27 protein-coding genes, 3 tRNA genes, 2 rRNA genes and 1 pseudogene are annotated in these 23,094 nt (G+C 40.4%); 22 read left to right on the top strand and 11 right to left on the bottom strand.

Annotated elements, in window-relative coordinates; all coding sequences use genetic code 11:
- The first annotated feature begins 50 nt into the window (after positions 1-50).
- From gpmI to H153_RS0100150, 3 genes are read left to right on the top strand one after another with little or no spacing between them, the layout of a single operon-like run.
- Positions 51-1,625 carry a 2,3-bisphosphoglycerate-independent phosphoglycerate mutase gene (gene gpmI, locus H153_RS0100160; protein WP_022846107.1) on the top strand — a complete coding sequence of 525 codons (1,575 nt, stop codon included), beginning with the start codon at positions 51-53 and terminating at the stop codon, positions 1,623-1,625.
- Position 1,626: 1 nt separating this feature from the next.
- A complete protein-coding gene (coaD, locus tag H153_RS0100155) occupies positions 1,627-2,124 on the top strand; it encodes a pantetheine-phosphate adenylyltransferase (RefSeq protein WP_022846106.1) in 498 nt (165 codons plus the stop codon).
- Positions 2,121-2,930 carry an MBL fold metallo-hydrolase gene (locus H153_RS0100150; RefSeq protein WP_022846105.1) on the top strand — a complete coding sequence of 270 codons (810 nt, stop codon included), beginning with the start codon at positions 2,121-2,123 and terminating at the stop codon, positions 2,928-2,930. The genes coaD and H153_RS0100150 overlap by 4 nt, the downstream gene beginning before the upstream one ends.
- Here the strand turns inward: H153_RS0100150 and lpxI are convergent.
- From lpxI to H153_RS0100110, 8 genes are all read right to left on the bottom strand, one after another.
- Positions 2,917-3,711: a UDP-2,3-diacylglucosamine diphosphatase LpxI gene (lpxI, locus tag H153_RS0100145; RefSeq protein WP_022846104.1), complete on the bottom strand. Its 795-nt coding sequence runs from the start codon at positions 3,709-3,711 to the stop codon at positions 2,917-2,919. The genes H153_RS0100150 and lpxI overlap by 14 nt on opposite strands.
- Positions 3,708-4,130: a transcription antitermination factor NusB gene (gene nusB, locus H153_RS0100140; protein ID WP_022846103.1), complete on the bottom strand. Its 423-nt coding sequence runs from the start codon at positions 4,128-4,130 to the stop codon at positions 3,708-3,710. The genes lpxI and nusB overlap by 4 nt, the downstream gene beginning before the upstream one ends.
- A 13-nt stretch (positions 4,131-4,143) precedes the next feature.
- Positions 4,144-4,596, bottom strand: a complete 453-nt coding sequence (gene ribE / locus H153_RS0100135; protein ID WP_027719906.1) for a 6,7-dimethyl-8-ribityllumazine synthase — start codon at positions 4,594-4,596, stop codon at positions 4,144-4,146.
- A gap of 75 nt (positions 4,597-4,671) precedes the next feature.
- Complete coding sequence (gene fabK, locus H153_RS0100130; protein ID WP_022846102.1) at positions 4,672-5,619, bottom strand: enoyl-[acyl-carrier-protein] reductase FabK; 948 nt, start codon at positions 5,617-5,619, stop codon at positions 4,672-4,674.
- A 9-nt stretch (positions 5,620-5,628) separates the two neighbouring features.
- The gene (locus H153_RS0100125; RefSeq protein ID WP_022846101.1) at positions 5,629-6,570 is read right to left on the bottom strand and encodes a beta-ketoacyl-ACP synthase III; all 942 of its coding nucleotides are present in this window, start codon (positions 6,568-6,570) and stop codon (positions 5,629-5,631) included.
- On the bottom strand, positions 6,560-7,576 hold the full coding sequence (gene plsX / locus H153_RS0100120) for a phosphate acyltransferase PlsX (RefSeq protein ID WP_022846100.1): 1,017 nt from the start codon (positions 7,574-7,576) through the stop codon (positions 6,560-6,562). The genes H153_RS0100125 and plsX overlap by 11 nt, the downstream gene beginning before the upstream one ends.
- Before the next feature lies 1 nt (position 7,577).
- The gene (gene rpmF, locus H153_RS0100115; RefSeq protein WP_022846099.1) at positions 7,578-7,757 is read right to left on the bottom strand and encodes a 50S ribosomal protein L32; all 180 of its coding nucleotides are present in this window, start codon (positions 7,755-7,757) and stop codon (positions 7,578-7,580) included.
- A 1-nt stretch (position 7,758) separates the two neighbouring features.
- Positions 7,759-8,265, bottom strand: a complete 507-nt coding sequence (locus H153_RS0100110; protein WP_022846098.1) for a DUF177 domain-containing protein — start codon at positions 8,263-8,265, stop codon at positions 7,759-7,761.
- A 155-nt stretch (positions 8,266-8,420) separates the two neighbouring features.
- On the opposite strand from H153_RS0100110, the gene H153_RS0100105 reads away from it, so the two are divergent.
- From H153_RS0100105 to H153_RS0100020, 19 genes and pseudogenes are all read left to right on the top strand, one after another.
- On the top strand, positions 8,421-8,960 hold the full coding sequence (locus H153_RS0100105; RefSeq protein ID WP_022846097.1) for a SurA N-terminal domain-containing protein: 540 nt from the start codon (positions 8,421-8,423) through the stop codon (positions 8,958-8,960).
- Positions 8,957-9,799 (top strand): SurA N-terminal domain-containing protein, encoded by an 843-nt coding sequence (locus tag H153_RS0100100; RefSeq protein WP_022846096.1) that lies wholly within the window; start codon positions 8,957-8,959, stop codon positions 9,797-9,799. The genes H153_RS0100105 and H153_RS0100100 overlap by 4 nt, the downstream gene beginning before the upstream one ends.
- A gap of 11 nt (positions 9,800-9,810) precedes the next feature.
- Entirely contained in the window at positions 9,811-10,437 is a 627-nt protein-coding gene (locus tag H153_RS0100095) for a methylenetetrahydrofolate reductase C-terminal domain-containing protein (RefSeq protein ID WP_022846095.1), read from the top strand.
- Entirely contained in the window at positions 10,427-11,314 is an 888-nt protein-coding gene (locus tag H153_RS0100090; protein WP_027719905.1) for a methylenetetrahydrofolate reductase, read from the top strand. The genes H153_RS0100095 and H153_RS0100090 overlap by 11 nt, the downstream gene beginning before the upstream one ends.
- 19 nt (positions 11,315-11,333) lie before the next feature.
- On the top strand, positions 11,334-12,029 hold the full coding sequence (gene uppS, locus H153_RS0100085; RefSeq protein WP_022846093.1) for a polyprenyl diphosphate synthase: 696 nt from the start codon (positions 11,334-11,336) through the stop codon (positions 12,027-12,029).
- Positions 12,019-12,780, top strand: coding sequence for a phosphatidate cytidylyltransferase (locus H153_RS09765; protein WP_022846092.1), 762 nt, complete (start codon positions 12,019-12,021; stop codon positions 12,778-12,780). Before uppS ends, H153_RS09765 begins: the two co-directional genes overlap by 11 nt.
- A 40-nt stretch (positions 12,781-12,820) precedes the next feature.
- Positions 12,821-13,813: a hydrogenase expression/formation protein HypE gene (gene hypE / locus H153_RS0100075; RefSeq protein WP_022846091.1), complete on the top strand. Its 993-nt coding sequence runs from the start codon at positions 12,821-12,823 to the stop codon at positions 13,811-13,813.
- A complete protein-coding gene (locus tag H153_RS0100070) occupies positions 13,813-14,580 on the top strand; it encodes an ABC transporter permease (protein ID WP_022846090.1) in 768 nt (255 codons plus the stop codon). Before hypE ends, H153_RS0100070 begins: the two co-directional genes overlap by 1 nt.
- A 9-nt stretch (positions 14,581-14,589) precedes the next feature.
- Entirely contained in the window at positions 14,590-14,913 is a 324-nt protein-coding gene (locus H153_RS0100065; RefSeq protein ID WP_022846089.1) for a hypothetical protein, read from the top strand.
- A 16-nt stretch (positions 14,914-14,929) separates the two neighbouring features.
- Positions 14,930-15,110 (top strand): annotated as a pseudogene (locus H153_RS10225) (integrase core domain-containing protein); the annotation flags it as partial.
- 98 nt (positions 15,111-15,208) lie between these two features.
- Positions 15,209-15,303: transfer RNA gene (locus tag H153_RS0100060), tRNA-Ser, on the top strand.
- Between the two features lie 5 nt (positions 15,304-15,308).
- A tRNA-Lys gene (locus H153_RS0100055) sits at positions 15,309-15,384 on the top strand.
- Positions 15,385-15,402: 18 nt separating this feature from the next.
- Positions 15,403-15,497: transfer RNA gene (locus H153_RS0100050), tRNA-Ser, on the top strand.
- A gap of 18 nt (positions 15,498-15,515) precedes the next feature.
- The gene (locus H153_RS10035; RefSeq protein WP_027719903.1) at positions 15,516-16,286 is read left to right on the top strand and encodes a helical backbone metal receptor; all 771 of its coding nucleotides are present in this window, start codon (positions 15,516-15,518) and stop codon (positions 16,284-16,286) included.
- Positions 16,271-17,176 (top strand): iron ABC transporter permease, encoded by a 906-nt coding sequence (locus H153_RS0100040; protein WP_022846088.1) that lies wholly within the window; start codon positions 16,271-16,273, stop codon positions 17,174-17,176. The genes H153_RS10035 and H153_RS0100040 overlap by 16 nt, the downstream gene beginning before the upstream one ends.
- Before the next feature lies 1 nt (position 17,177).
- Entirely contained in the window at positions 17,178-17,870 is a 693-nt protein-coding gene (locus H153_RS0100035) for an ABC transporter ATP-binding protein (protein WP_231378258.1), read from the top strand.
- A gap of 15 nt (positions 17,871-17,885) precedes the next feature.
- On the top strand, positions 17,886-19,703 hold the full coding sequence (locus tag H153_RS0100030; RefSeq protein ID WP_022846086.1) for a TonB-dependent receptor: 1,818 nt from the start codon (positions 17,886-17,888) through the stop codon (positions 19,701-19,703).
- Positions 19,704-19,725: 22 nt separating this feature from the next.
- Entirely contained in the window at positions 19,726-20,703 is a 978-nt protein-coding gene (locus H153_RS0100025; protein WP_022846085.1) for a CoA ester lyase, read from the top strand.
- A 99-nt stretch (positions 20,704-20,802) separates the two neighbouring features.
- The gene (locus H153_RS0100020; protein ID WP_022846084.1) at positions 20,803-21,978 is read left to right on the top strand and encodes an ATP-binding protein; all 1,176 of its coding nucleotides are present in this window, start codon (positions 20,803-20,805) and stop codon (positions 21,976-21,978) included.
- Between the two features lie 6 nt (positions 21,979-21,984).
- On the opposite strand, the gene H153_RS0100015 is transcribed toward H153_RS0100020, so the two are convergent.
- The 3 genes from H153_RS0100015 to H153_RS0100005 form a co-directional block, all read right to left on the bottom strand.
- Positions 21,985-22,221 carry a hypothetical protein gene (locus H153_RS0100015; RefSeq protein ID WP_022846083.1) on the bottom strand — a complete coding sequence of 79 codons (237 nt, stop codon included), beginning with the start codon at positions 22,219-22,221 and terminating at the stop codon, positions 21,985-21,987.
- Positions 22,222-22,264: 43 nt separating this feature from the next.
- Positions 22,265-22,381: ribosomal RNA gene (gene rrf, locus H153_RS0100010) — 5S ribosomal RNA — on the bottom strand.
- Positions 22,382-22,455: 74 nt separating this feature from the next.
- A 23S ribosomal RNA gene (locus tag H153_RS0100005) occupies positions 22,456-23,094 on the bottom strand; the annotation flags it as partial.

Below are 23,094 nucleotides of genomic sequence, written 5' to 3'. Positions count from 1 at the left end.
TGTTACATTTTTAAATTTAAGTTGCAAATTATTCTCAACAAGGAGAGGAAATGAAAGAGAAATTTATAGCGCTTATAATACTTGACGGATTCGGATACAGCCCCGAAAAAGAGGGAAACGCAATTGCACAAGCAAACACACCTTTTTGGGATTACCTCTGGTCAACATATCCAAAGGCTCTCCTCATGGCTTCCGGCGAAGCTGTTGGTCTCCCGGACGGACAGATGGGAAACTCTGAAGTTGGGCATATGAACATAGGTGCTGGAAGGATCGTATATCAGGATATTGTAAGGATAACAAAAGCCATAAGAGATAAAAGTTTTTTTGAAAACAAAACACTTAAAAATCTAATGGAAAATGCAAAAGGGAAAAGACTCCACCTTGTTGGACTGTTGTCTGACGGCGGTGTTCACAGCCACATAAAACACCTCTTTGCCCTCCTCGAAATGGCAAAAAGAGAAGGTGTGAAGGATGTTTACATTCATGCCATCCTTGACGGAAGGGATACACCGCCCAGGTCTGCAGAAAAGTATCTGAAAGAACTTACAGAAAAGATGAAAGAATTAGGCATAGGCAAAATAGCAACTTTAGGTGGCAGATACTACTACATGGACAGAGACAAAAGGTGGGAAAGAACAGAAAAAGCCTACAACGCAATGGTGTTAGGCGAAGGGAAAAGGGCAAACGACCCGATTGAAGCACTCCATGAAGCCTACGAAAACGGTGAAAATGATGAATTCGTCATACCTTTTGTCCTTGACGAAAATGGAACGATAAAGGACGGGGATTCTGTATTCTTCTTCAACTTCCGCGCAGACAGAATGAGACAGATAGTATCAGCTCTTGGATTTGATAACTTTGACGGATTTAACAGGAAAAAGGTTGTAAAACCACTGATAGGAACAATGACACTTTATGAGAAAAGCTTCCCGTTTGACGTTGCATTTCCTCCCCAAAAGCTCACAAACGTTCTCGGTGAAGTTATCTCAAAGAGAGGATACAAACAGCTGAGAATAGCGGAAACCGAAAAGTACGCCCACGTAACCTACTTCTTCAACGGTGGAAGGGAGGAACCGTTCCCTGGCGAAGACAGAGTTCTCATTCCATCACCAAAGGTTGCAACTTATGACCTTAAGCCGGAAATGAGTGCATTTGAAGTAACGGAGAAATTTATAGAAAAACTGGAAAACAACGATTACAAGCTTTTAGTCCTTAACTTTGCAAATCCCGACATGGTTGGCCACACAGGAATAATGGAAGCAGCCATAAAGGCAGTTGAAACGGTTGATATGTGCCTGTCAAAGGTGGTAAAAGCCGTCCTTGCCAGGGGCGGAGCCTGCATAATAACTGCCGACCATGGAAACGTTGAACAAATGATTAACAGAGAAACAGGACAGCCACAGACCGCTCACACGACCAATCCGGTTCCGTTCATAGTTGTAAGAAACACCTGTAAAACTTACAAAATAGGCAGAAGAAAAAGCAAAGAAGTTGAGATACCTGAAAACTTTGGCGGTGTTAAAATTGCCGGCATACTTGCCGACATAGCACCCACAGTTCTCGCACTTCTTGGCGAAGAAAAACCTGAAGAGATGACAGGTGAAAATCTTGTCATAGAGGAATAAAATGATACGAAAGGCAATCTATCCCGGAACTTTTGATCCTGTAACGCTTGGACACCTTGACATTGTCAAGAGAGGACTTGAGATATTTCCTGAATTAGTAATAGGTATAGCGGAAAACCCGAGGAAAAAGCCCCTCTTTTCCATTGAAGAGAGAAAAGAAATGTTCATAGAGAGCCTCAAAGAGACAGGAATAAACGGAAGAGTAAAAGTAAAGACGTTTAACTCTCTCCTGGTTGAGTTTGCAAAACAGGAAAACGCCGTAGCAATAATAAGAGGGATCAGAATTATCTCTGACATGGACCACGAATTTACTATGGCATCAATAAACAGAAAGCTCTATCCAGAAATAGAAACTGTCTTCCTCATGCCATCCGATGATTACGCGTACCTTTCTTCCTCCGTTGTAAGAGAACTGGCATTCTACGGTGGCGATGTAGAGCAGTTTGTAACGCCGTTTGTAAAGCAAAAACTGCTTGAAAAGATGGGAAGAAAAGGTTGAAACTTACAGAAGAAACGGTAAAGAACAAAATAGTATTTTTAGGAACGGCCGGCGCCCGCTACGCCGCTTTTGGATTGATAAGACAGGCCGGCGGAATGTGGATTAACATTGACGGGACAAACTTTCACATAGACCCTGGACCCGGCGCATTCATCTATACTCACAAAAAAGGTTTAAACCCTCACTGGCTATCTGCGATAATTGTTTCCCACAGGCACCTTGACCACTGTGCCGATGTTAACCACGTTATTGAAACGATAACGTTAGGTGGAAAGAGGAAGAAAGGTATTCTTCTCTGCCCCGAAGACGCCATTTCCGAAGACCCTGTGGTTCTTAAATTCACAAGAAGCAACCTTCAAGAAACGGTTACTATAAAAGAAGGTTTTTCAAGGGCGATAGGTAACGCAAAAGTCTCATTCCCCATAAAGCACGTTCACGGCGTTGAAACCTACGGAATTGTAATAAAAAATAGCACTGAAACGATATCTTTAGGTTACATTGCAGACACAAAGTTCTTCGAAAAACTCATTGAAGCCTACTCAAAAGTTAAGGTTCTCATAATGAACGTAACTTTGAAAGACCCAAAACCGAACATTCCACATCTTTCCACCATTGACGCAAAAAGGCTGATTGAAGGAATCAAACCGGACATTGCCATAATGACCCACTTTGGAAGAACGATGGTTTATGCAAAACCCTGGGAAATCGCCCGGAGGTTAACAGATGAAACAGGTATTGAAACAGTAGCTGCCTGGGATAACATGATCTTTGATCTTGAAACACTAAAACCTGTTAGACAGCGATAACGGTAACACCAAACTTCCTGGCCTTCCTTATAAGTTCGTTTCTATCAAGAATAAAGGTTTTTCCCGCCTCAACACAGAGGGCACGACCGCCAAGAGAACCAATCTTTTCAATGGTATTTACGCCAATCGTTGGAACATCAATTCTCATATCTTGACCCTTCCTTGCCGCCTTACAAACGACAAAACCTTTTCCTGCAAGTTCGGCAGCCCTTTCAATACATTTATCGGTACCCTCTATTCCTTCAACGGCAATAACAACTCCATTCTTTACAACAACAGTCTGTCCTACATCAAGAGAAGCTATCTCTTTTGCAATTCTAAATCCAAACTCCACATCTTTCTCAAGATCTCTGTTAACCTTTCCGGTAAGAATACCTCTTTCAGGAAGAAGGTGTGAAAGAAAAGGCGTTGGATCAATGACCTCAACACCTAACTTTTCTATCTCCTTTATAATACCGCCTATTATCGCTTCAGCCCTTTTATCCTTAAGGGAAAAAAGGAAAGTGACAGCTTTAATGTCAAGATTTTTTAAAGATAAAGCTTCAGAATGTTCAACCTTGCCAAGAATCGCCATCTTATCGGGACGCTCTTTTTTAACAAACGACAAAAATTTGCCAAGTTTAAAAGGTTCTATTTCATAAACTTTATCAGCAAAACTGTAAACTTTGTTATCTGTTATCCCTCTAATTGCAAAGAGAACAGTCTCATTTCCCTTTTGTGAAGTGCTTTTTAAAAATTCAAGAGGCAGATTTCCACTTCCAGCAAGAAGCCCTATTTTCATCTTTCCTTTGCAATCCTGTCAAGAATGGCATTCACAAACTTTGGTGATTTTTCATCTTCACCATACTCTTTAGCTATCTCAACAGCATCGTTGATAATGGCCGGAACAGGAGAGAGAGAACCGTTAAGTATCTCTGTCGTTGCAAGACGCAAAATAGCTCTATCAACAGGAAGAAGTCTATCTAAAGTCCACCCTTTCTTAAGGAATTTTGAAATAACAGCATCAACCTCTTCCTGATGAGATACAGCAGTATCAAAAAGCTTTTCAGATAGAGAAATTACCTCTGAAGATTCCCCTTCAACCTCTTCTCTGTAAATAGATTTCACCTCTTCAGGCTCAAAATTTCCAATATCGTACTGATAAAGCATCAAAACTGCATGCTCCCTTGCCCGTCTTTTATCTTTATTTGAAAGCGGCATTATTAATCCCCATTTACTTAAATAGATTGACTATCTCTATCGCTGAAAGGGCAGCTTCCCAGCCTTTATTCCCTGCCTTTGTTCCAGCTCTGTCTATTGCCTGCTCAACTGTGTCAGTTGTCAATACCCCAAAGGCTACCGGTTTTTCGAGAGAAAGGGAAACATTCGCTATTCCCTTGCTGACCTCTGCCGCTACATAGTCAAAGTGAGGCGTCTCTCCCCTGATAACGGCACCAAGGGCAATAACGGCATCGTAATCTCTCTTACCAACCTTTTTAACGGCAAGGGGCAGCTCAAAAGCACCAGGAACTTTATAAATATCAATGTTATCTTCGCTCCCACCGTGCCTAACTATACAATCAATAGCTCCCTCTAAAAGTCTATCTGTTATAAAAGCGTTAAACCTGCTAACAACGATGGCAAACTTTAAACCTTCTGCGTCAAGATTTCCTTCATAAACTTTCATGGCATTTCCCTTTCAAAGGTTTGAGTTGATTATATCAGAGGGGAAGGCAAACACCCTTCCACTTTAAACTGAAAATTACTTTCCAAATCTATCACAGAGAACCTTTAACGTTTTCTCAGCACCTTCCATAACATCTTTTATTATCTCTTCAACAGTCTCTTCTTTATTAACATAGCCAACAACCTGACCTGCCATAACGGAACCCCACTCTATATCTCCCTGTTCCGCCGCAAGCCTGAGCCTTCCCCTTCCAAGTTCCTCAAGCTGCTCTTTGGGTGCACCGGAAAACTCAAGCTCTTCAAATTTCTTTGTCAGCTTATTTTCTATAAGCCTAACTGGATGCCCAGTTGTAAGGCCTGTTACGGTAACCTGATTAAATCTTGCCTTAAGAATTTTTTCCTTATACTTAGGATGAACATTACACTCCTTGGCAGCAAGAAACCGTGTTCCCATCTGAATACCTTCAGCACCAAGTGCAAAAGCAGCTGCCGCCTGTTCTCCAAGGGCTATACCACCCGCTGCAATAACAGGTATTGAAACGGCCCTTACAATGGCCGGAATAAGAACCATCGTCGTAAGCTTACCTATGTGACCTCCAGCCTCCATACCTTCTGCTATAACAGCATCACATCCTATCCTTTCCATTCTCTTTGCAAGAGCATCACTTGCAACAACAGGTATAACCTTTATTCCCTTTTCTTTAAAAGCAGGAATATACTTTCCAGGATTTCCCGCACCTGTTGTAACAACAGGCACCTCTTCGTCAAGGCAAACCTGAATGATCTCTTCAGCATTAGGCATCATTAACATTATGTTAACGCCAAAAGGCTTATCTGTTAAATCTTTACACTTTCTTATTTCCTGCCTCAACTCATCAGCAGTTCTGTTACCACCGGCTATAATTCCAAGACCACCGGCGTTTGAAACGGCCGCTGCCAACTCACCATCAGCTATCCACGCCATTCCACCTTGAAGAACCGGATATTCAATACCTAACAGTTCACATATCTGTGTTCTTATCATGCCGCCCTCCTAAAGTCTAACTATGCAGGAACCCCACGTAAATCCACCACCAAACGCAACCATTAAGACCAGATCTCCTTTCTCAACCTTCCCTTCTCTAACAGCCTCATCAAGGGCTATCGGAATGGAAGCTGCACTTGTATTTCCATAACGATTAAGATTTACGAATATTTTATCATCTTTAATTCCAAGCCTTTTAGCTACGGCATCTATAATCCTGATGTTCGCCTGGTGAGGAACCAAGAGGTTTATCTCATCGGCAGAAATACCTGTCTTTTCAAGAACCCTTTTGGCAGAATCGGTCATCGTTCTCACCGCAACTTTAAAAACCTCATTCCCTTTCATATAGAGGTAGTGGGGTGGCTCGCTGTTTGAACCGACACTCTCAACATAAAGAAGATCACCATAAGAACCATCAGCACCTATATCAAAACCAAGGATTCCTTCTTCTTCAGACTCCTCAAGAACAACTGCTCCAGCACCATCACCAAAAAGTATGCATGTTGTTCTGTCTTCCCAGTTTAAAATCTTTGAGAATCTTTCAGCGCCAATAACGACACCTTTTTTAATACCTTTAGAACGCATAATAGAATCTGCAATGTAAAGACCGTATATAAAACCGGTACAGGCTGCTGATATATCAAAAGCAAGAGCTTTTTTATTTTTAAGATTTGCCTGAACCATACAGGCGGTGGATGGGAAAAACATATCCGGGGTGGCAGTAGCTGTCAGAAAAAGCTCAACATCATCTGCTGAACTACCAGAAAGAGCATTTAAAACCGCCTTCGTTGCCATTTCAGACGTTGTTTCTCTTTCGGCAATACGCCTCTCTTTAATACCTGTCCTTGTTGTTATCCACTCATCGGAAGTTTCAACCATTTTTTCAAGGTCAAAATTCGTAAGCACCCTATCCGGAACGTAAGAACCTGTAGAAACGATTTTAATTCCCATCTATCTTCCCGTACTTTCCCATGTTTTCTTCTATATGCTCAACAACTTTTGTTTCAGCAAATTCAACACCTACACGGAGAGCATTTTTTATCGCTTTTGCATTTGAACTGCCATGAGCTATTATAACAGGCTTTTTAAGGCCAAGAAGAGGTGCTCCACCCCATTCTGCATAGTCAATACGTTTTTTAAAACCTTTTATGGCAGGAATCAGTGTTATTGCACCAAGTCTTGAAATAAAATGCTTCTCTATCTCTTCTTTCAATATTTTTGCAAGAATCTTTGCAACACTTTCACTTAATTTAAGACAGACATTGCCTACAAAACCATCACAAACAATAACGTCAAAATTCCCGTTGTAAATATCTCTTCCTTCTGCATTTCCAACAAAATTGAGACCCCTTTCCCTTGCCATTGCAAGAAGTTTAAACGTTTCCTTGGTAAGCTCGTTACCTTTTGTATCCTCTTCACCTATACTTAAAAGTCCAATCCTCGGATTTTCCTCTTTCAAAACGTACCTTGCATACGCTTCACCCATTATTGCAAACTGAAAAAGGTGAACAGGTTTACAGTCAACATTAGCTCCAACGTCAAGGAGAAATGTCTGACTTTTCAGATTGGGCAAAATAGCAGAGATAGCAGGCCTGTCTATTCCTTTTATCCTGCCAAGAGTAAAAAGGGAGACAGCCATAACCGCGCCGGTGTTACCGGCACTAACAAAAACATCACCTTCACCGCTCTTTAAAAGCTTTGTTCCCACATGAAGGGAAGAGTTCCTCTTCTTCTTTAAAACCTCAGAAGGCTGGTCTTCCATGGTCACCATATCTTCCGCATTAACAATTTCTATGGAAGACGCAGGAAAGGAATACTTATCAAGCTCCTTTTTTACAACCTCTTCCCTTCCAACAAGAATAACCCTATAACCAAACTCCTTTACCGCCTGAACGGCTCCCAAAACGGGAACATAGGGGGCTTTATCGCCCCCCATGGCGTCAAGGATAACTCTCATATTACTCTTCTACCTCAATTACCTGCTTACCGTTGTAGTAGCCACAATACTTACAAACCCTATGAGGGAGCTTTGGCTGGTAGCAGTTGGGACACACAGAAATTGCGGGTTTTGCAGCCTTCCAGTGTGTTCTCCTTTTATCTCTTCTTGTACTTGATACTCTTCTCTTTGGAACTGCCATCTCACTTCTCCTTTCTATCAAGTTTTTCTTTCAGCTCTTTCAGCTTATCCCAGCGTGTATCTTTCTCCTCACTATTCCACTCTCTATAACCTTCCACCTCACACGTTTCACTACAGAGAGGTTTAACCGGCAAATTAAGAAAAATCTGCTCTCTAACAACTTCAGAAAGGTCAATAACATCTTCATCAGAAAATTTAACATCAAGCTCACCGCGTTTTATCTGCCCTTCCGTTATCTCGGAAGTGGGCAGAAGATTAAAAGAGAAATCTTTATCTATCTGTTCCTGATACTCCTCATCGCAACGACTACACCTTAACGTCACGCTACCTTTAATGTGACCCCTCACATTATAACCTATGGCTCTCTTATATATCTCAACGTGAAGAGAAAACGGCGTTGACCTTACAACTTCATCCTCAGGAAGGTCAAGAACACTTTCACTAAACTCTGTATCAACCTTTAACGGCTCTTTAACCGTAATTTCTCTCAAATTAACGTAACGCTTCATAACTAAACCCATCTGTAATAAGGTTAAATAAACGGTCGTGTGGTATGATAACAAAATTACGAGAGGTAAAGTTATGCTTTCTGCTCCGAGATTGCAATTGACCTCAAGGAAAAAATTAATACTTTTAGTTAAACAACTTTAAATTGGAGGATATGATGAAGAAGCTCTTAACCGCTCTAACCATTATAACAGTTGCAGCATCACCTGTAATGGCAAAATCTAAAATCATTGCAAAGGTAGATAATGTAGAGATCACACAGCAGGATCTTAATGATCTTCTCAAAACCTTACCTGCTCAGTACGACAAAAACGATCCCAAAATAAGAAAAGAACTTATCAAGTTCTTAGTTGACCAGGAAATCCTTGTCCAGGAAGCAAAAAAGGAAGGCATAGATAAAGACCCTAAAGTAAAAAAACAGATTGACGATGCCATCAAACAAATTCTTGCAACAGCGCTTCTTAACAAAAAAATTCCAGCAGATAAAATCAAGGTTACGGACAAAGAACTAAAGGCATTCTATGAAAAGCACAAGAATGAACTCAAAGGACTTGACGGAAAACCTGTACCTTTTGATCAGATAAAAGCCTTTTTAAAAGCTCAACTTATAAAACAGAAGCAGCAACAGGCGGTTGAAGAATACATAAACTCTATAAAGAAAAATCATAAAGTTGAAATAGTAGGAGAAGGGAAATGAAGTGGCTTGTCCCTCTCTTCCTGATTTTTACAATAGTAACCACCACCACCAAAGCCAGGATTTTGGACTATGTAGAGATAACCGTTAATGGCATTCCCATCCTTCACAGTGAAATTAAGAAATACCAGATAGAAAATAAAGTAAGTGAAAAGGCTGCAGTTGAGCAGCTAATTGACAAAGCCCTCCTCCTATCGGAAGCAAAAAGAGAAAGAATATCGATAGACGACAAAACACTTGAAACGGCACTTGAAAACCTCGCAAAAGCAAATGGTTATGACACCATAGAGAACTTTAAACGTGCCGTAGAAAAGGAGGGAATCACCTGGGAAGATCTGAAGAAAAAACTCAGAGAGCAACTCCTTATACAGAAGCTAATAGCTCTAAAAGTAAAGAGAAACGTAAAAATCTCCGACCGGGATATAGAGAAGGTCTGTGAGGCAGAAGGTTCAAGGGCAAGAGAGGTTTACTACGCAGTGACAGATAACGCAACTATAGCAAAAGAAATTGAATCGTCTTTAAAAGAAGGACTTTCCTTTGAAAATGCAACAGAGATATGCACACCTGAGAACCATTGTAAAAGTGGTTTTATTGGAAACGTAAAGAAAGGAAACCTTGTAAAACCAATAGACGAAATTGTCTGGAATTCACAGATAGGAACTCCCGAAACCGTCACAATCGACGGAAAGATCTATGTAATCTACGTAAAGTCTGAAAAACAGCAACCCTGTGACACGGAAAAGGTAAGGGAAGAGCTCATGAAGAAAAAGTATGAAAAAGCTCTTAAATCTCTCATTGAAAAGTTAAAATCAACCGCCCACATTGAACATTTCAAACCGTGAGGACAGTGTAGATGGTAGTTGTTGAACTTAAACCTTTCAATGAAATCCTTAAAACGATATCCCCCTTTAAACGAGTAACAGTCATAGGGTGTGAAATAGGCTCAGGAAGATGTATGCAGGGCGGCTTAAAAGAAGCCAAAGAAGTCGCCCAATTCCTTGAAAACAACGGCAAGGAGATAGTTGAAGTCTTAACAATAGGTGGTACCTGTTTGATAGAAAAGGTACGAAAGCTTGAATTTAAGGAAACAGATGTCATTGTTTCCCTTGCCTGCGGTGCAGGCACACAGGTAATAGCTGAAGAGACAGAAATACCCGTTGTAACAGGCGTATCGACTCTTTTTATCGGCGCCGATTGCCACAAAGAGTGGTTCTACGAATACTGCATAGCCTGCGGTGACTGCATAATTTCTGAAACGGCAGGTATCTGCCCAATAACAAGATGTCCAAAATCCCTAAAGAATGGACCCTGTGGTGGCGCAATCAATGGAATGTGCGAGGTAAATAACGACACTGAATGTGTCTGGTTCACAATAGACAGAAAGCTTAGAAGCTCTGGAAAAACATTCAAAATCGAAAATCTATCTTTTCGTGACTTCTCAAAATCAAACCATCCGAGGCGGTTTGAAAATGAGCTTTAGTGAAAAGATAAACAACGGCAAATTCATAATAACAGCCGAAGTGGCACCACCAAGAGGAACAGATTACCGGACAATAATTGAAGGAATTAAACCTCTAAAAGGCTACGTTGATGGATTTAACGTAACAGACAATCAACGTTCAATGGTAAGAGCCTCATCTATTGCAATGGCCAAGATACTCCTTGACAGTGGTTTTGAACCGATATGCCAGTTCACTGCAAGGGATAGAAACCGGATAGCTCTCCAGTCGGACCTTTTAGGAGCTTACATGCTTGGTATCAGAAACATCTGTTTGATGACCGGTGATTTTACAACCTTAGGTGACGAGAGGGGAGCAAAACCGGTATTCGATGTTGATTCTCTGTTAATGTTAAAGATAGTTAAAACCCTTGAGGAAGGACACTTAATAAACGGAAAGGAACTAAAAGGCAAACCCTCTTTTAACGTCGGCGCAGTGTTTAATCCGTTTGCAGGACCAGAAAAACTGCAGATTGAAAAACTGAAAAAAAAGGTGGAGTTGGGTGCAAAATTCATACAGACACAGCCCGTTTACGACATAGAAACTGCTAAAAGAACTCACGAAATAATCAAAGAAACAGGGGCTATACCCATAATAGGACTACTTCCCATAAAATCTCTGAAGATGGCAAACTTCATAAAAAAACTTAACCCTGAATCTGTTCCTGACACCTTTATAGAAAAACTGTCTAAAGTAAAAGATCCCCACGCTTACGGCTGGGAATACACACTTGAAATTGCCCACGGTATAGCCGAATTTGGGAAAGGCATACACTTTATGTTAGTCGGAAAAACTTATGAGCTCGCAAAATTTATAGACTATCTTAAAAATGAAAGTCCTTACAACCACAAATTCTAAAACCTTTAGGAGCCTGTCCATGGATAAAATACCTGTTCACGTTGGCGTAATTATGGACGGTAACGGACGGTGGGCACAAAAAAGAGGTCTGCCAAGGATTGAAGGACACAGAGTCGGCGCAAATGTCACCGTCGAAATTGTAAAAACGGCAAAGAGACTCGGCATAAAATACCTCTCTCTGTACGCGTTTTCAACGGAAAACTGGAAGAGACCAAAAGAGGAAGTAGAATTTCTGTTTAACCTCATGTACGAGTATGTTAAATCAAAACTTCCACTATTCCTGGAAGAAGACGTCCAGTTCAGAGCAATAGGAAGACTCTGGCAGCTACCCGACTACTTAAGAGAAGGTTTTAAAGAGATTGAGGAAAAAACTGCCCATTGCAAAACCATGAAAGCTGTATTTACGGTGAACTACGGTGGTAGACAAGAGATAATAGATGCCGTTAATAAAGCTTTAAAGGAAGGAGCAAAAGAAATAACAGCAGAAACGATAAGACGCAACCTTTACATGCCAGAACTTCCAGACCTTGATCTTCTCATAAGAACAAGTGGTGAAATGCGCATATCAAACTTTCTTCTTTGGCAGTCTGCCTATACGGAACTCTGGTTTACAAAAACACTGTGGCCAGACTTTACACCAAAGGAGTTTAAAAAAGCAATAGAAGATTATGGGAAAAGAGAGCGAAGATTTGGGGGCATAAAAAGTGAAGGATAGAATAATCGGTGCTCTCATAGTAGTAGTTTACGCCCTTCTTATGCTTAAAGCCACAGGCATTTTCTACCTCTTTCTTGTTCTCTTTTTAGGCCTACAGATAATCGGAGAGCTGTTAGACATAACAGGCCTTTCTGAATACAGATTTATTCCCTTTGTAATCTTTGCCTTCTCAATAGTCCTTTTTAACCACCTCCACTACCGGGAAATCATCATTCCCCTTACCGTTTTAGCCCTTTTCTTTTATCTCACAATAATTGAAGAGATAGAAAGCAAAACATTCTTTCCGTTTACATTAACTTTCATATACGTTACGGTAGGAATAGGAAGTATATCTACCTTTAACTGGAAGTTTTTAGTTTTTCTAATTTCCATCGTCTGGTCTGTTGACACATTAGCCTATCTTACAGGACGGTGTTTTGGAAAGCGTAAACTTGCTCCGTCTATCAGCCCTAAAAAGACTGTTGAAGGATCTATTGGCGGCAGCTTAGGGGGAACTGCCATATCCCTTTTTGTCGGTGTAAAATTAGGTATAATAAACCTATCTCTTCTAACTATAGGCATCCTGTTTGCCCTGACAATCATTTCTCAAATTGGAGATCTGTTTGAAAGCTATCTTAAAAGATACTTTGGCGTGAAAGACTCAGGCAGCACCATTCCTGGACACGGTGGTGTGTTTGACAGGCTTGACAGTTCTATTGCCGTTGCTCCATTTCTCTTAATGTTCTTGAACAGTGGCATAAAGCTCTTTTAATGTTAAAATGTCTGTTTGACTTTAAAATGGAGGAAGACAGATGGAAAAGATTGAAATAGCCCACGGAAGCGGTGGAAAACTTACAAGAGAACTCATAGAAAACCTCTTTTTAAAATACTTTGACTTTGAGGAACTTAAATCTTTACAGGATGCCTCTTACTTGCAACTTTCCTCTCAAAACGTTGCAATGACAACAGACTCCTACGTTGTTAAACCGTTCAAGTTTCCAGGGGGGAACACAGGAAAACTTTCCGTATGCGGAACAATAAACGACCTTACTGTAAGCGGGGCAGTTCCAAAGTATCTATCCCTTGGACTTATCATAGAAGAAGGATTTCCGCTTAAAGAACTTGAAGAGATAGTAGCAACAATAGCAAAAACGGCAAAAGAATCAGGTGTTGCAATAGCTACAGGCGATACAAAAGTCGTGGAATCGGGAAAGTGCGATGGCATATACATAAACACTGCTGGCATTGGAGAAGTAAAAAAGAGTTTATCCCCGGAGTATGTCAAGCCAGGAGATATTATCATAGTAACCGGATACATAGGTGATCACGGAATAGCAATATCTTTAGCAAGAGAAGAATTTGACATGGAAATTCCCGTAGAAAGCGATTGTGCACCATTAAACGCCCTTCTTGTTCCCCTCTTTGAAATTTCAGGACTCAGATGGATGAGAGACCCCACAAGAGGTGGTGTTGCAACGGTAACTGTTGAACTGTCGGAAATGAGCGGATACGGGATAAAACTATTTGAGGATAAAATTCCTGTAAGGGAAGAGGTGAAATTCGTTTGTGACATGTTAGGATACGACCCTCTCTACCTGGCAAATGAAGGAAAGGCACTTATAGTTGTAGATAAAGAAGACGCTGAAAAGGTTCTAAATGTGCTCAAAAGCCATCCCCTTGGAAGGGAAAGCGCTATTATAGGAGAAGTTACAGACAGATTTAAAGGCGTAAGACTAAAAACGCGAATCGGTGGAGAGAGACTCCTTGACCTTCTTGAAGATGATCCCTTACCAAGGATATGCTGATGGTTATTGAAACAGACATATTGAAGTTTTTGGCTCTTTCCTACACTTTTGTCCTTTTTGTCATTCTGTTTGACAGAAAGATGGAAATAGGACTGTGGAAAGAGCTTGCCGTCAACTCTATCCTTTCCCTCATCCAGCTCATAGGGATAGGTGCTATCCTGATATTTCTATTAAAGTTTAACTCCAAACTGATGACATTATCAATAATCATCGTCATGATTTTTAACGCCTCGTGGATAGCTTTAAGCCGCTTTAAACTTAAATCTTATGGCAAGAAAAAAATTTTCTGCCTGATATTTTTAACCATTCTTGTAGTAACGCTAACAGTCGTAGGACCACTGCTGAGCATTGGATTTGTAACGTTCAAACCAACAAAAATTATTCCTATGTGCGGCATCATAGTCGCAGGTGGAATGAGAGCTCTATCACTCTCTTTTAACTTTTACAAAGCAAGACTGAGAGATTTAGAAGACTTCATTGTATCTCTTGCAGCTATCGGTGCTTCTGATATGAAAATCTTCAGCATCATCTTCAAGGAAATACTAAGAAACGCAACCATCCCTATGAGAGATATGATGAAAGCAGCAGGTATCGTTCACATTCCGGGCATAATGGTTGGACTTTTGATGGCTGGAACATTCCCTTTAAAAGCTGCAATCATACAATTTACAGTCCTGTCATCAATGCTGTTTGAATATACACTTGTACCAACAATGTTTATGCTTTTGTGGATAAACATTTTCGGATTAAAAATCGAAACAGTCTAAGGAGGGATCATGAAGGTTAAAGAGTCTAAAGAAATAAGACTTCAAAAAGTGGTTACAAAAACCGGTGCTGAACTTTACAGAATAGTAATTTCACCATCTCTATTCTATCTCGAACAAAATCCGGCAAAAGAATCAAAATACGGCGTTGCATATAGAGAATTAAAAAAATTGTATCCTGACTTCTATATGTTCTGGGAAATAAAAAACGGTAAATTTACAGGAAAACTCCTAACGGCCACATTCCTTGACAGAGATGACATAGATAAATTCATAGATTCCATAATCACAGATGAACGCTACAAAGATTATGAAGATATAAAGGACGAATTTTAAAAGCAATGCGACGTTACCAAAGACTATCGCTCATGTAGAAAGATTCATTAAAACGACAGAGAACGAATTGTGGATGCTGGAAGGTACAGAACTTTCTGTTGATGATAAAGAACAGGAAGCTGTTTGAATATTTGAAGTTCCACAATTTTGTGAGACCTCATTATGCTTTAGGTTATATGACTCCCGCTGAGAAATGAGTTTGAATTGGAGAATATCCGAATGTCCACCGTGTATTGAACTCGTACAATCTTGACATCTAAGCGTAAAAAACCTATCTTTCTATTCGCACCTTTTTGGAGGGGTGGCCGAGTCTGGCTGAAGGCGGGTGACTTGAAATCACCTGAGGGCCTAACCAGCCCTCCGGGGGTTCGAATCCCTCCCCCTCCGCCACTAATGGGCCGCTAGCTCAGTTGGTAGAGCAACGGACTTTTAATCCGTAGGTCCCAGGTTCGAGTCCTGGGCGGCTCACCATGTTCTTACTAATGCCCTGGAGAGGTGGCCGAGCTGGCTGAAGGCGGCGCCCTGCTAAGGCGTTGTACCGGCTAAAACCGGTACCGCGGGTTCGAATCCCGCCCTCTCCGCCACTTTACAGGGATTTAACAATGAAAACACTCCTCCTCATTCTTTTCCTCACATTAACCGCCAGCGCCCAAACCTTTACAAGAGTAATTTCCCTTTCACCAGCTATCACAGAAATAGTCTATTTCACGGGAAACGGAGAAAAGCTAATAGCTGATACACGATACTGTACCATTCCCGAAGAGGCAAAGAAAAAAGAGAAAATCGGCGGCATCATAAATCCCGATATAGAAAAGATTATCTCCTTGCGTCCCGACCTCGTTATAGGTATGAACGGCAACCCAAAATCCATCATAGAAACCCTTAAAAAATTCGATATCACCGTAATAACCTTCAAAATAGAGAAAATAGAAGACATTGCAAAAGCTATAAAAGAAATTGGAGACACTTTAAGCAACAATGGCAACAAAAAAGCTAAAGAGTTTTTAAAAAATTATAAACAGGCCGAGAAAAAACTTTCTCACTGTATAAAAGGAAAAAGAATTCTTATCATATTTTCAACAAATCCCATCTATACTGCGGGAAATCAAACCTTTTTAGGCGAAATAATAGAAGATGCTAAAGCCATAAACATAGCTGGGGACGGTAGATATAAAACAATCTCACCGGAATTTATTCTGAAGCACAAACCCGATTTGACAATTTTTATCTCTATGACAAAGAATAACAACTCTCTGCTAAATTTCCTCAAAACAAAAACAATTCACATCAGCGGTAAATACCTCCTTAAGCCGGGACCTTATATAATAAAGGGAATAAAAGAGCTGGAGGAAAAAATTTGTCAAGAAAATTAAACATAGCTACTGCCATTCTCATTTTCTCCTCCATCCTCTTTGTAGTTACCGGCTTTCCAAACATAAAAATAGTAAAAATCATAAGATTTCCACAGCTTTTAACGGCCTTTGCCGCAGGAAGTATCTTATCTATGGCAGGCGTTATCTTCCAGAATGTTTTATCAAATCCCCTTGCAGACCCTTACATTTTAGGTGTTTCTGCTGGAAGTGCACTTGGAGCGGTAGCAGGATACGCTTCCAACATTAATCCTGAAATAAGCGCTCTCATCGGAGGACTCCTCACAATAGCAGGACTTGCAATATCTGGTAGAGTGCTTGAAAGCAAACTAAAACTTATCCTTTTTGGCATTGGAATAAACGCAACACTCTCATCACTGATAGTCATAACAACAGCCCTTAAAAGTCCGGAACAGTCACCTTCGGTTCTCTTTTTTCTTTTAGGATTTATACCGATTCTGTCCTTAAAAGAAAGCATATTTTTATCATTACTGCCAGGAATATTCCTTTATATTTTTCATAAAAAAGCTGAAAGGATAGACGCACTTTCCCTGGGAGACCTTTTTGCGTATCTATCCGGAATAGGTCCTGAAAGAGAAAGAATCGTCTATTTAACAATAGCTTCTCTTTTCACAGCCATTATCGTTTCACAAACAGGCATAATAGGATTTATAGGAATAGTTATTCCCCACCTTGGAAGACTGTTAAAGATACAGAAAACAAAAGAACTTTTAAAATTTTCCCTCCTTGCCGGCGGTACAGCTTTAATACTCTCAGAATGGATAATTAAAACTGTATTCGCTACTTACGATATCCCTGCAGGAACTGTAACAGCACTCGTTGGAGCACCTGCATTTATCTTCATTCTCTGGAGGAACAAAAACCTTGCTTGAAGTGAAAAATGTCAGATATAAAAACATCCTCAGACAAATCACATTTTCAGTAAAAGAAGGAAACATAACAGGCATCATCGGAAAAAATGGAAGCGGGAAAACAACGTTGTTAAAAGCTATTACCGGTTTTTTAAATTACCAGGGTAAAATAGTTCTAAATGGAAAAGAGGTAAAAAAACTTCCCCTGACCAGTAGAATTAAACAGATAAACCTACTGCCTCAAGAATTTCCACAGTCATTACTTACAGTTGAAGAAATATTAAGAATAACATCTCATCTCACATATACCTGCGAAAAAAAGATATACGAAGCAATGGATAAATACCACTTGCAGAACCTTAAAAAACAACCGCTGCTGACGTTAAGCGGAGGAGAAAAGGTTCGCCTATTCCTTGCAAGACTTGAAGTAATAGATCCAAAAGTTGTCCTTTTAGATGAACCCAGTGCTTTCCTCGACATTTCTGTGTTAAAACTTTTAAAAGAGTTTGTCTTAAAGATGAAAGAACTGCAGAAAATTGTTATAATTGTGTCTAACGACTTGAACTTTATACTAAATACGGCCGATTCCATTGTGGGAATAAAAGAAGGGAGAACTGCAGAACATTCAGAAAATCTTGAACAGTTTCTTTCATACCTCTACGATTGCAACATAAACATCAAGAAAGTTGACAGTAAAAATCAGATTGTAATATAGAGGAGGGAAGTCTGTATGAAACAGTTGTTAAAACTGACAACCATCATACTGACAGTTTCAACCATCCCGATCGCAGTAAAAGCAGAAACACCATCGATAATTGTTCAAAGTACCAAAATTCCCGTAACAGAAGAAAAGACAGGTGATAACATCATTATCATAACTAAAAGTGACATAGAAAAACTGGAAGTGAAAAACATAGAAGATGTCCTTAAAACAGCAACTGGAATAGCCATTTCAGACAACGGATGGGGAGAAGTGTCCAACGTTTACATATACGGACTCAATAAAAAATATATCCTTTTCCTGGTTAACGGAATTCCTGTTAACGATCCTTCTACACCTGACGGAACTGTTGACCTATCCCTTTTAAACCTATCAGACGTGGAAAGGATAGAAATTTTGAAAGGACCACAGAGCGCCCTTTATGGTTCTGAAGCCGTGGCAGGTGTTGTGAACATCATAACAAAACCCGACGGAAAAAGCTCTATACATCTTGAATACGGTTCATATAACACGTTGAAAAGCACAGTAAAAGCAGGACTGAAAAAGGGAACTTCCCTTTTTGATATATTTTTCACCAACTTTAGAACAGATGGTTACGACATAAAAGGGGATGGCGATAGGGAAAGTGCAAACTACAAAACCATCGGTTATACGTTTTCCTCTTTTCTGACAGAAAACCTAAAAGTTAAAAACTACTTTAACTACAAAACAGGAGAAAGTGAATACGATAACGGTCTTGAAAAATATCACCGTCTAACAACAACACTTAACGGAAAGCTCCTATTATCACCTAAAACCATTGCCAGAGTGGACTTAGGAACATCGCAATCTCAGAGAAACTTTGACGATTATGACTTCGGTACCCACACATACTATTCAGGAAGCACCTATTACGCAGATGCAAACATAAAAACAGAAATTTCAAAGTTTCTTACACTTGTACCGTCAATTAGCCACAGAGTTGACGTAGCGGACACAACAACCTATTCAGACAAAAGTCAGCAGACCGATTCTGCATCGCTAAACGGTTATGTTAAACTGCACAATCTGAACATACTCACAGGTGTAAGAAAAGACCACTTCTCTTCATTCGGGACGTTCACTTCCTATAAATTGGCCGGAAGTTACACAGTAAAAATGACAAAAACAACTCTCAAATTACAGTACGGAAAAAGCTTTAAGGCACCTTCCATAGACCAGCTTTATGGTGAATATCCAAACTGGAACTTCTACGGCAATCCAAACCTTCAACCTGAAAAAAGCAAGAGCTTAACGGCAGGTATAGAGCAAAAATTTGGAAACTGTGGAACAGCTGGCGTAAGCTACTTTAAAACAGAAATTAACGACGTAATAACGACAACCTACGATCCAGCAAAAGGCTATTTAACCTACATAAACGGAAACAGAGGAAAAACTGAAGGCTCAGAATCATTCGTCAATTTAAAACTTCCGTTAAAATCGAATTTAAAAGCCTCCTACACTCATACCCACTCTATATGGAACAACGGTTATGGATGGGAACCAACCTTGAGACTTCCTGAAGATATGTATAAAATCTCCTTCAGTAAAAATGTACAAAAAGCTTCAATAACCCTCTCTGCTATTCATTACGGGAAACGGTACGATTACAATTTCAGTACATGGCCGGCAAATAAAGTAACACTTCCACCATTTACCATATACAACTGCTACATATCCGTGAAATTCAGGAAAAACCTGACGGGTTACGTTAAGTTCATAAACATCACAGACAAGGACTATCAGCTCGCTTATGGATACAACGAACCGGGCAGGAGTATCTTCGCCGGTCTAAAATTGGTCTTTTAAAGGAGTTTTAAAGGAGTGTGAAATGGATATAGAAAAGTTTTTTGAAACAGCTGAAAAGGTAGTAGAAACGGGAAACATTGAAGAGTTAAAACCTTTCGAAAATCCCGTTAAATATAGAGAACCTGTCAGGAAACGGTTTATCCGCTCTGCCATTTTGGTTTCAGGCGACAGAGTTAAACATCTGAGAAAGATCTTTGATAGAGACGTTGACATAATCATATTCAACTTAGAAGACGGTGTTGCAGATTCAAAAAAACAGGTTGCAAGAAAAATTATTAAAACCCTGCTTTCCCTGAGAAACTCTCAGGACAAAGAACTTGTTGTGAGAATTAACTCTATAGATTCCCCATTTTTTTACGATGATATAACGGAAATCCTGCCATCTCTTCCCCATGCCGTAAGACTCAGCAAAGTGGAATCTGAAAACGACGTAATAGCCCTTGACACAATTATAAGCGGATTTGAGAAATCAAGGGAACTCCCTGAAAGAACGATAAAAATACACTTATCAATAGAAACTGGAAAAGGAATAAAAAACCTTGAAAAAATTCTCACTGCTTCAGAAAGAGTCGAAACTGCATACCTTGGTATTCTTGACCTTTTTAGTGACCTCAATTTGCCGCAAAATCTCATAGAAAAATCACCTACAACAACCTACATAAAAACGCGATTCGTGACAGCGTGCCGGACATTTAACGTGAATCCTGTAGCTCCAGCTTATCAAAACTACAAAGATTTAAAAGGGTTTGAGAAAGAGTGCAAAGAAGACAGAATGATAGGATTCAACGGAAAATCGTGCATATCTGTAAAACAGACAGAAATAGCTAATAGCATATTTCTGCCGGATAGAGAAGAGATAGAGAAAGCCCAGATGATAGTTAAACTTTACGAAAAAGCCTTAAAAGAGGGAAAAGGCGGAATTACCTGCGGTGATCTTTTTATAGACCAACCAATATACAAAGACGCGCTCAACCTCCTTAAAAACTTACATAAAGAGTGACGAAAACAAACCTATCAGGGGAAAGGTGAAAAGACTCTACTTGTCCTATACGACAATATCGTATAAAATTGAGCAAATCTATACGATGGTGACGTAAAGATGGAGACTATCCTTTACCGTTTTAATCCATGGTGGGAAGGAAACAAGGCAGCAGAGGGAAAAATAGAAAGAGAAAAGTATACTTCTAAACTTTCTCGGCTTCTTGATACAAAAGATGTGGTTCTTTTAACCGGTCTCAGGAGAGTGGGTAAAACAACCATAATGAAACTCTTTATAGATCATTTAATTGAATCTGGAGTAGAACCGCGCAGGATATTTTACGTGTCACTTGATTTCTACGGTCTTGAAAAGTTTTCAATTCTGGAAATAGTTGAAGAATTCTACAAAACCCAATCTATCTCTTTTTCTGACAAAACATACATATTCCTTGATGAAGTAGCCTACAAAGAAAACTTTTCCTTGCAACTTAAAAATCTTTATGATTTATATAACACAAAAATTTTTGCATCTTCCTCCTCATCATCAATTTTGAAAGATAAAAAAGCCACTCTAACAGGTCGGGAAAGGATAGTAGAAATTCTTCCTCTTGATTTCTTTGAATTTTTAAAGTTTAAAGGAAGAAAAATTAGAAAGTCCGATGCACACCTTTTAGAAAGTTACTTTGAAAACTACATGAATATAGGAGGCATTCCCGAATACGTATTAACAGAAGATGTAGAATACATTAAACAGTTGATAGATGATATTCTCTACAAAGATATAGCCGCTTACTACAACATAAAGGATAAGAGTGCATTAAGAGAGATTTTCTGTCTTCTTATGGAAAGAGCGGGTAAACAAATAAGCATCAACAGGTTGGCTAAAATTCTTAGTATTAGCCCCGACACCGTTAGAAGGTTTGTTAGCTACTTCGAAGAAACTTTCATGGTTAACCTTGTAGAAAGATGCGGAAAGATAAACGAAAGGGTAAAATCTCCCAAAAAGCTATACGTTGGAGACGTTGGTATAAGAAACGCCGTAACAGGATTTAGAGACAAAGGTGCAGTATTTGAAAACCTCGTTTACATAACTATAAAAAACCGTAAACCCTGCTATATTTACCGGAACGGTATAGAAATAGATTTCCTTACAGAAGACGGAATACTTTTGGAGATTAAGTATAAAGACCAACTAAGAGAAAGACAAAGAAAGTTATTTGAAAGTTTAAAAGCAAATAAAAAGCTGCTAATATCCTCGGTAAAAGATTTTTTAAACCTAATTGAAAAAAGGGGATAACCCCCATCAATTAAACAACCTTTTGCAGCTTTTAACCCAGTTAAGGTAATTTTCAGCAGCCTTTAAAAGATCTTTTTTAGCTGCCCTTAATTCCCTTTTAAATCTTCTTCTCTCTTTTTTAGAACCGTTAAAGGCAAGTATTTGAGGTGACTCTTTGAACTTTTCAAGGAGTGCTTGATAGATGGCTTTTAAAGAACCTTGGAGCTTTACCTTCTCATCACCAGCCCTTACCCAGAGTTCCATAATCCACCTCCGGAACAGAGCTTTTAAAGAAGGCATAAAAAAAGCCTGGCACCGCCCTACTTTCCCACCCCGTCTCCAGGGCAGTATCATCGGCGCTGGCGGGCTTAACTTCCGAGTTCGGAATGGGATCGGGTGTTTCCCCGCCGCTATGGGCACCAGGCTATCGCTTGCTTTCTCACATTCAATTGTCAGCTTAACAGCTGAACAGGGAAGCCGGATTACTCAAGTAGATAGAAGGCCGAGGCTCTCGGCCGATTAGTACTGCTCAGCTCCACCCGTTACCGGGCTTCCACCTGCAGCCTATCAACCTGGTAGTCTCCCAGGGGCCTTACTGACCTTACGGTCAAGGGAGGCCTCATCTTGGGGTGGGCTTCCCGCTTAGATGCCTTCAGCGGTTATCCCATGGGCACTTGGCTACCCAGCGGTGCGGTTGGCACCACAGCTGGTACACCAGAGGTGCCCCCACTCCGGTCCTCTCGTACTAGGAGCAGCTCCCCTCAAGCCTCCTGCGCCCGTGGCGGATAGGGACCGAACTGTCTCACGACGTTCTGAACCCAGCTCGCGTGCCGCTTTAATGGGCGAACAGCCCAACCCTTGGGACCTGCTTCAGCCCCAGGATGCGACGAGCCGACATCGAGGTGCCAAACCGGTCCGTCGATGTGAGCTCTCGGGACCGATCAGCCTGTTATCCCCGGAGTAGCTTTTATCCGTTGATCGACGGCCCTTCCACTCAGAACCGCCGGGTCACTAGGCCCTGCTTTCGCATCTGCTCGACTTGTCAGTCTCGCAGTCAAGCCCCCTTATGCCCTTGCACTCTACGCGCGATTGCCGACCGCGCTGAGGGGACCTTTGGGCGCCTCCGTTACCTTTTAG

The organism is Desulfurobacterium sp. TC5-1 (assembly GCF_000421485.1).
Taxonomy (GTDB): Bacteria; Aquificota; Aquificia; order Desulfurobacteriales; family Desulfurobacteriaceae; genus Desulfurobacterium_A.
This window is presented reverse-complemented; position numbering and strand designations above follow the sequence as displayed.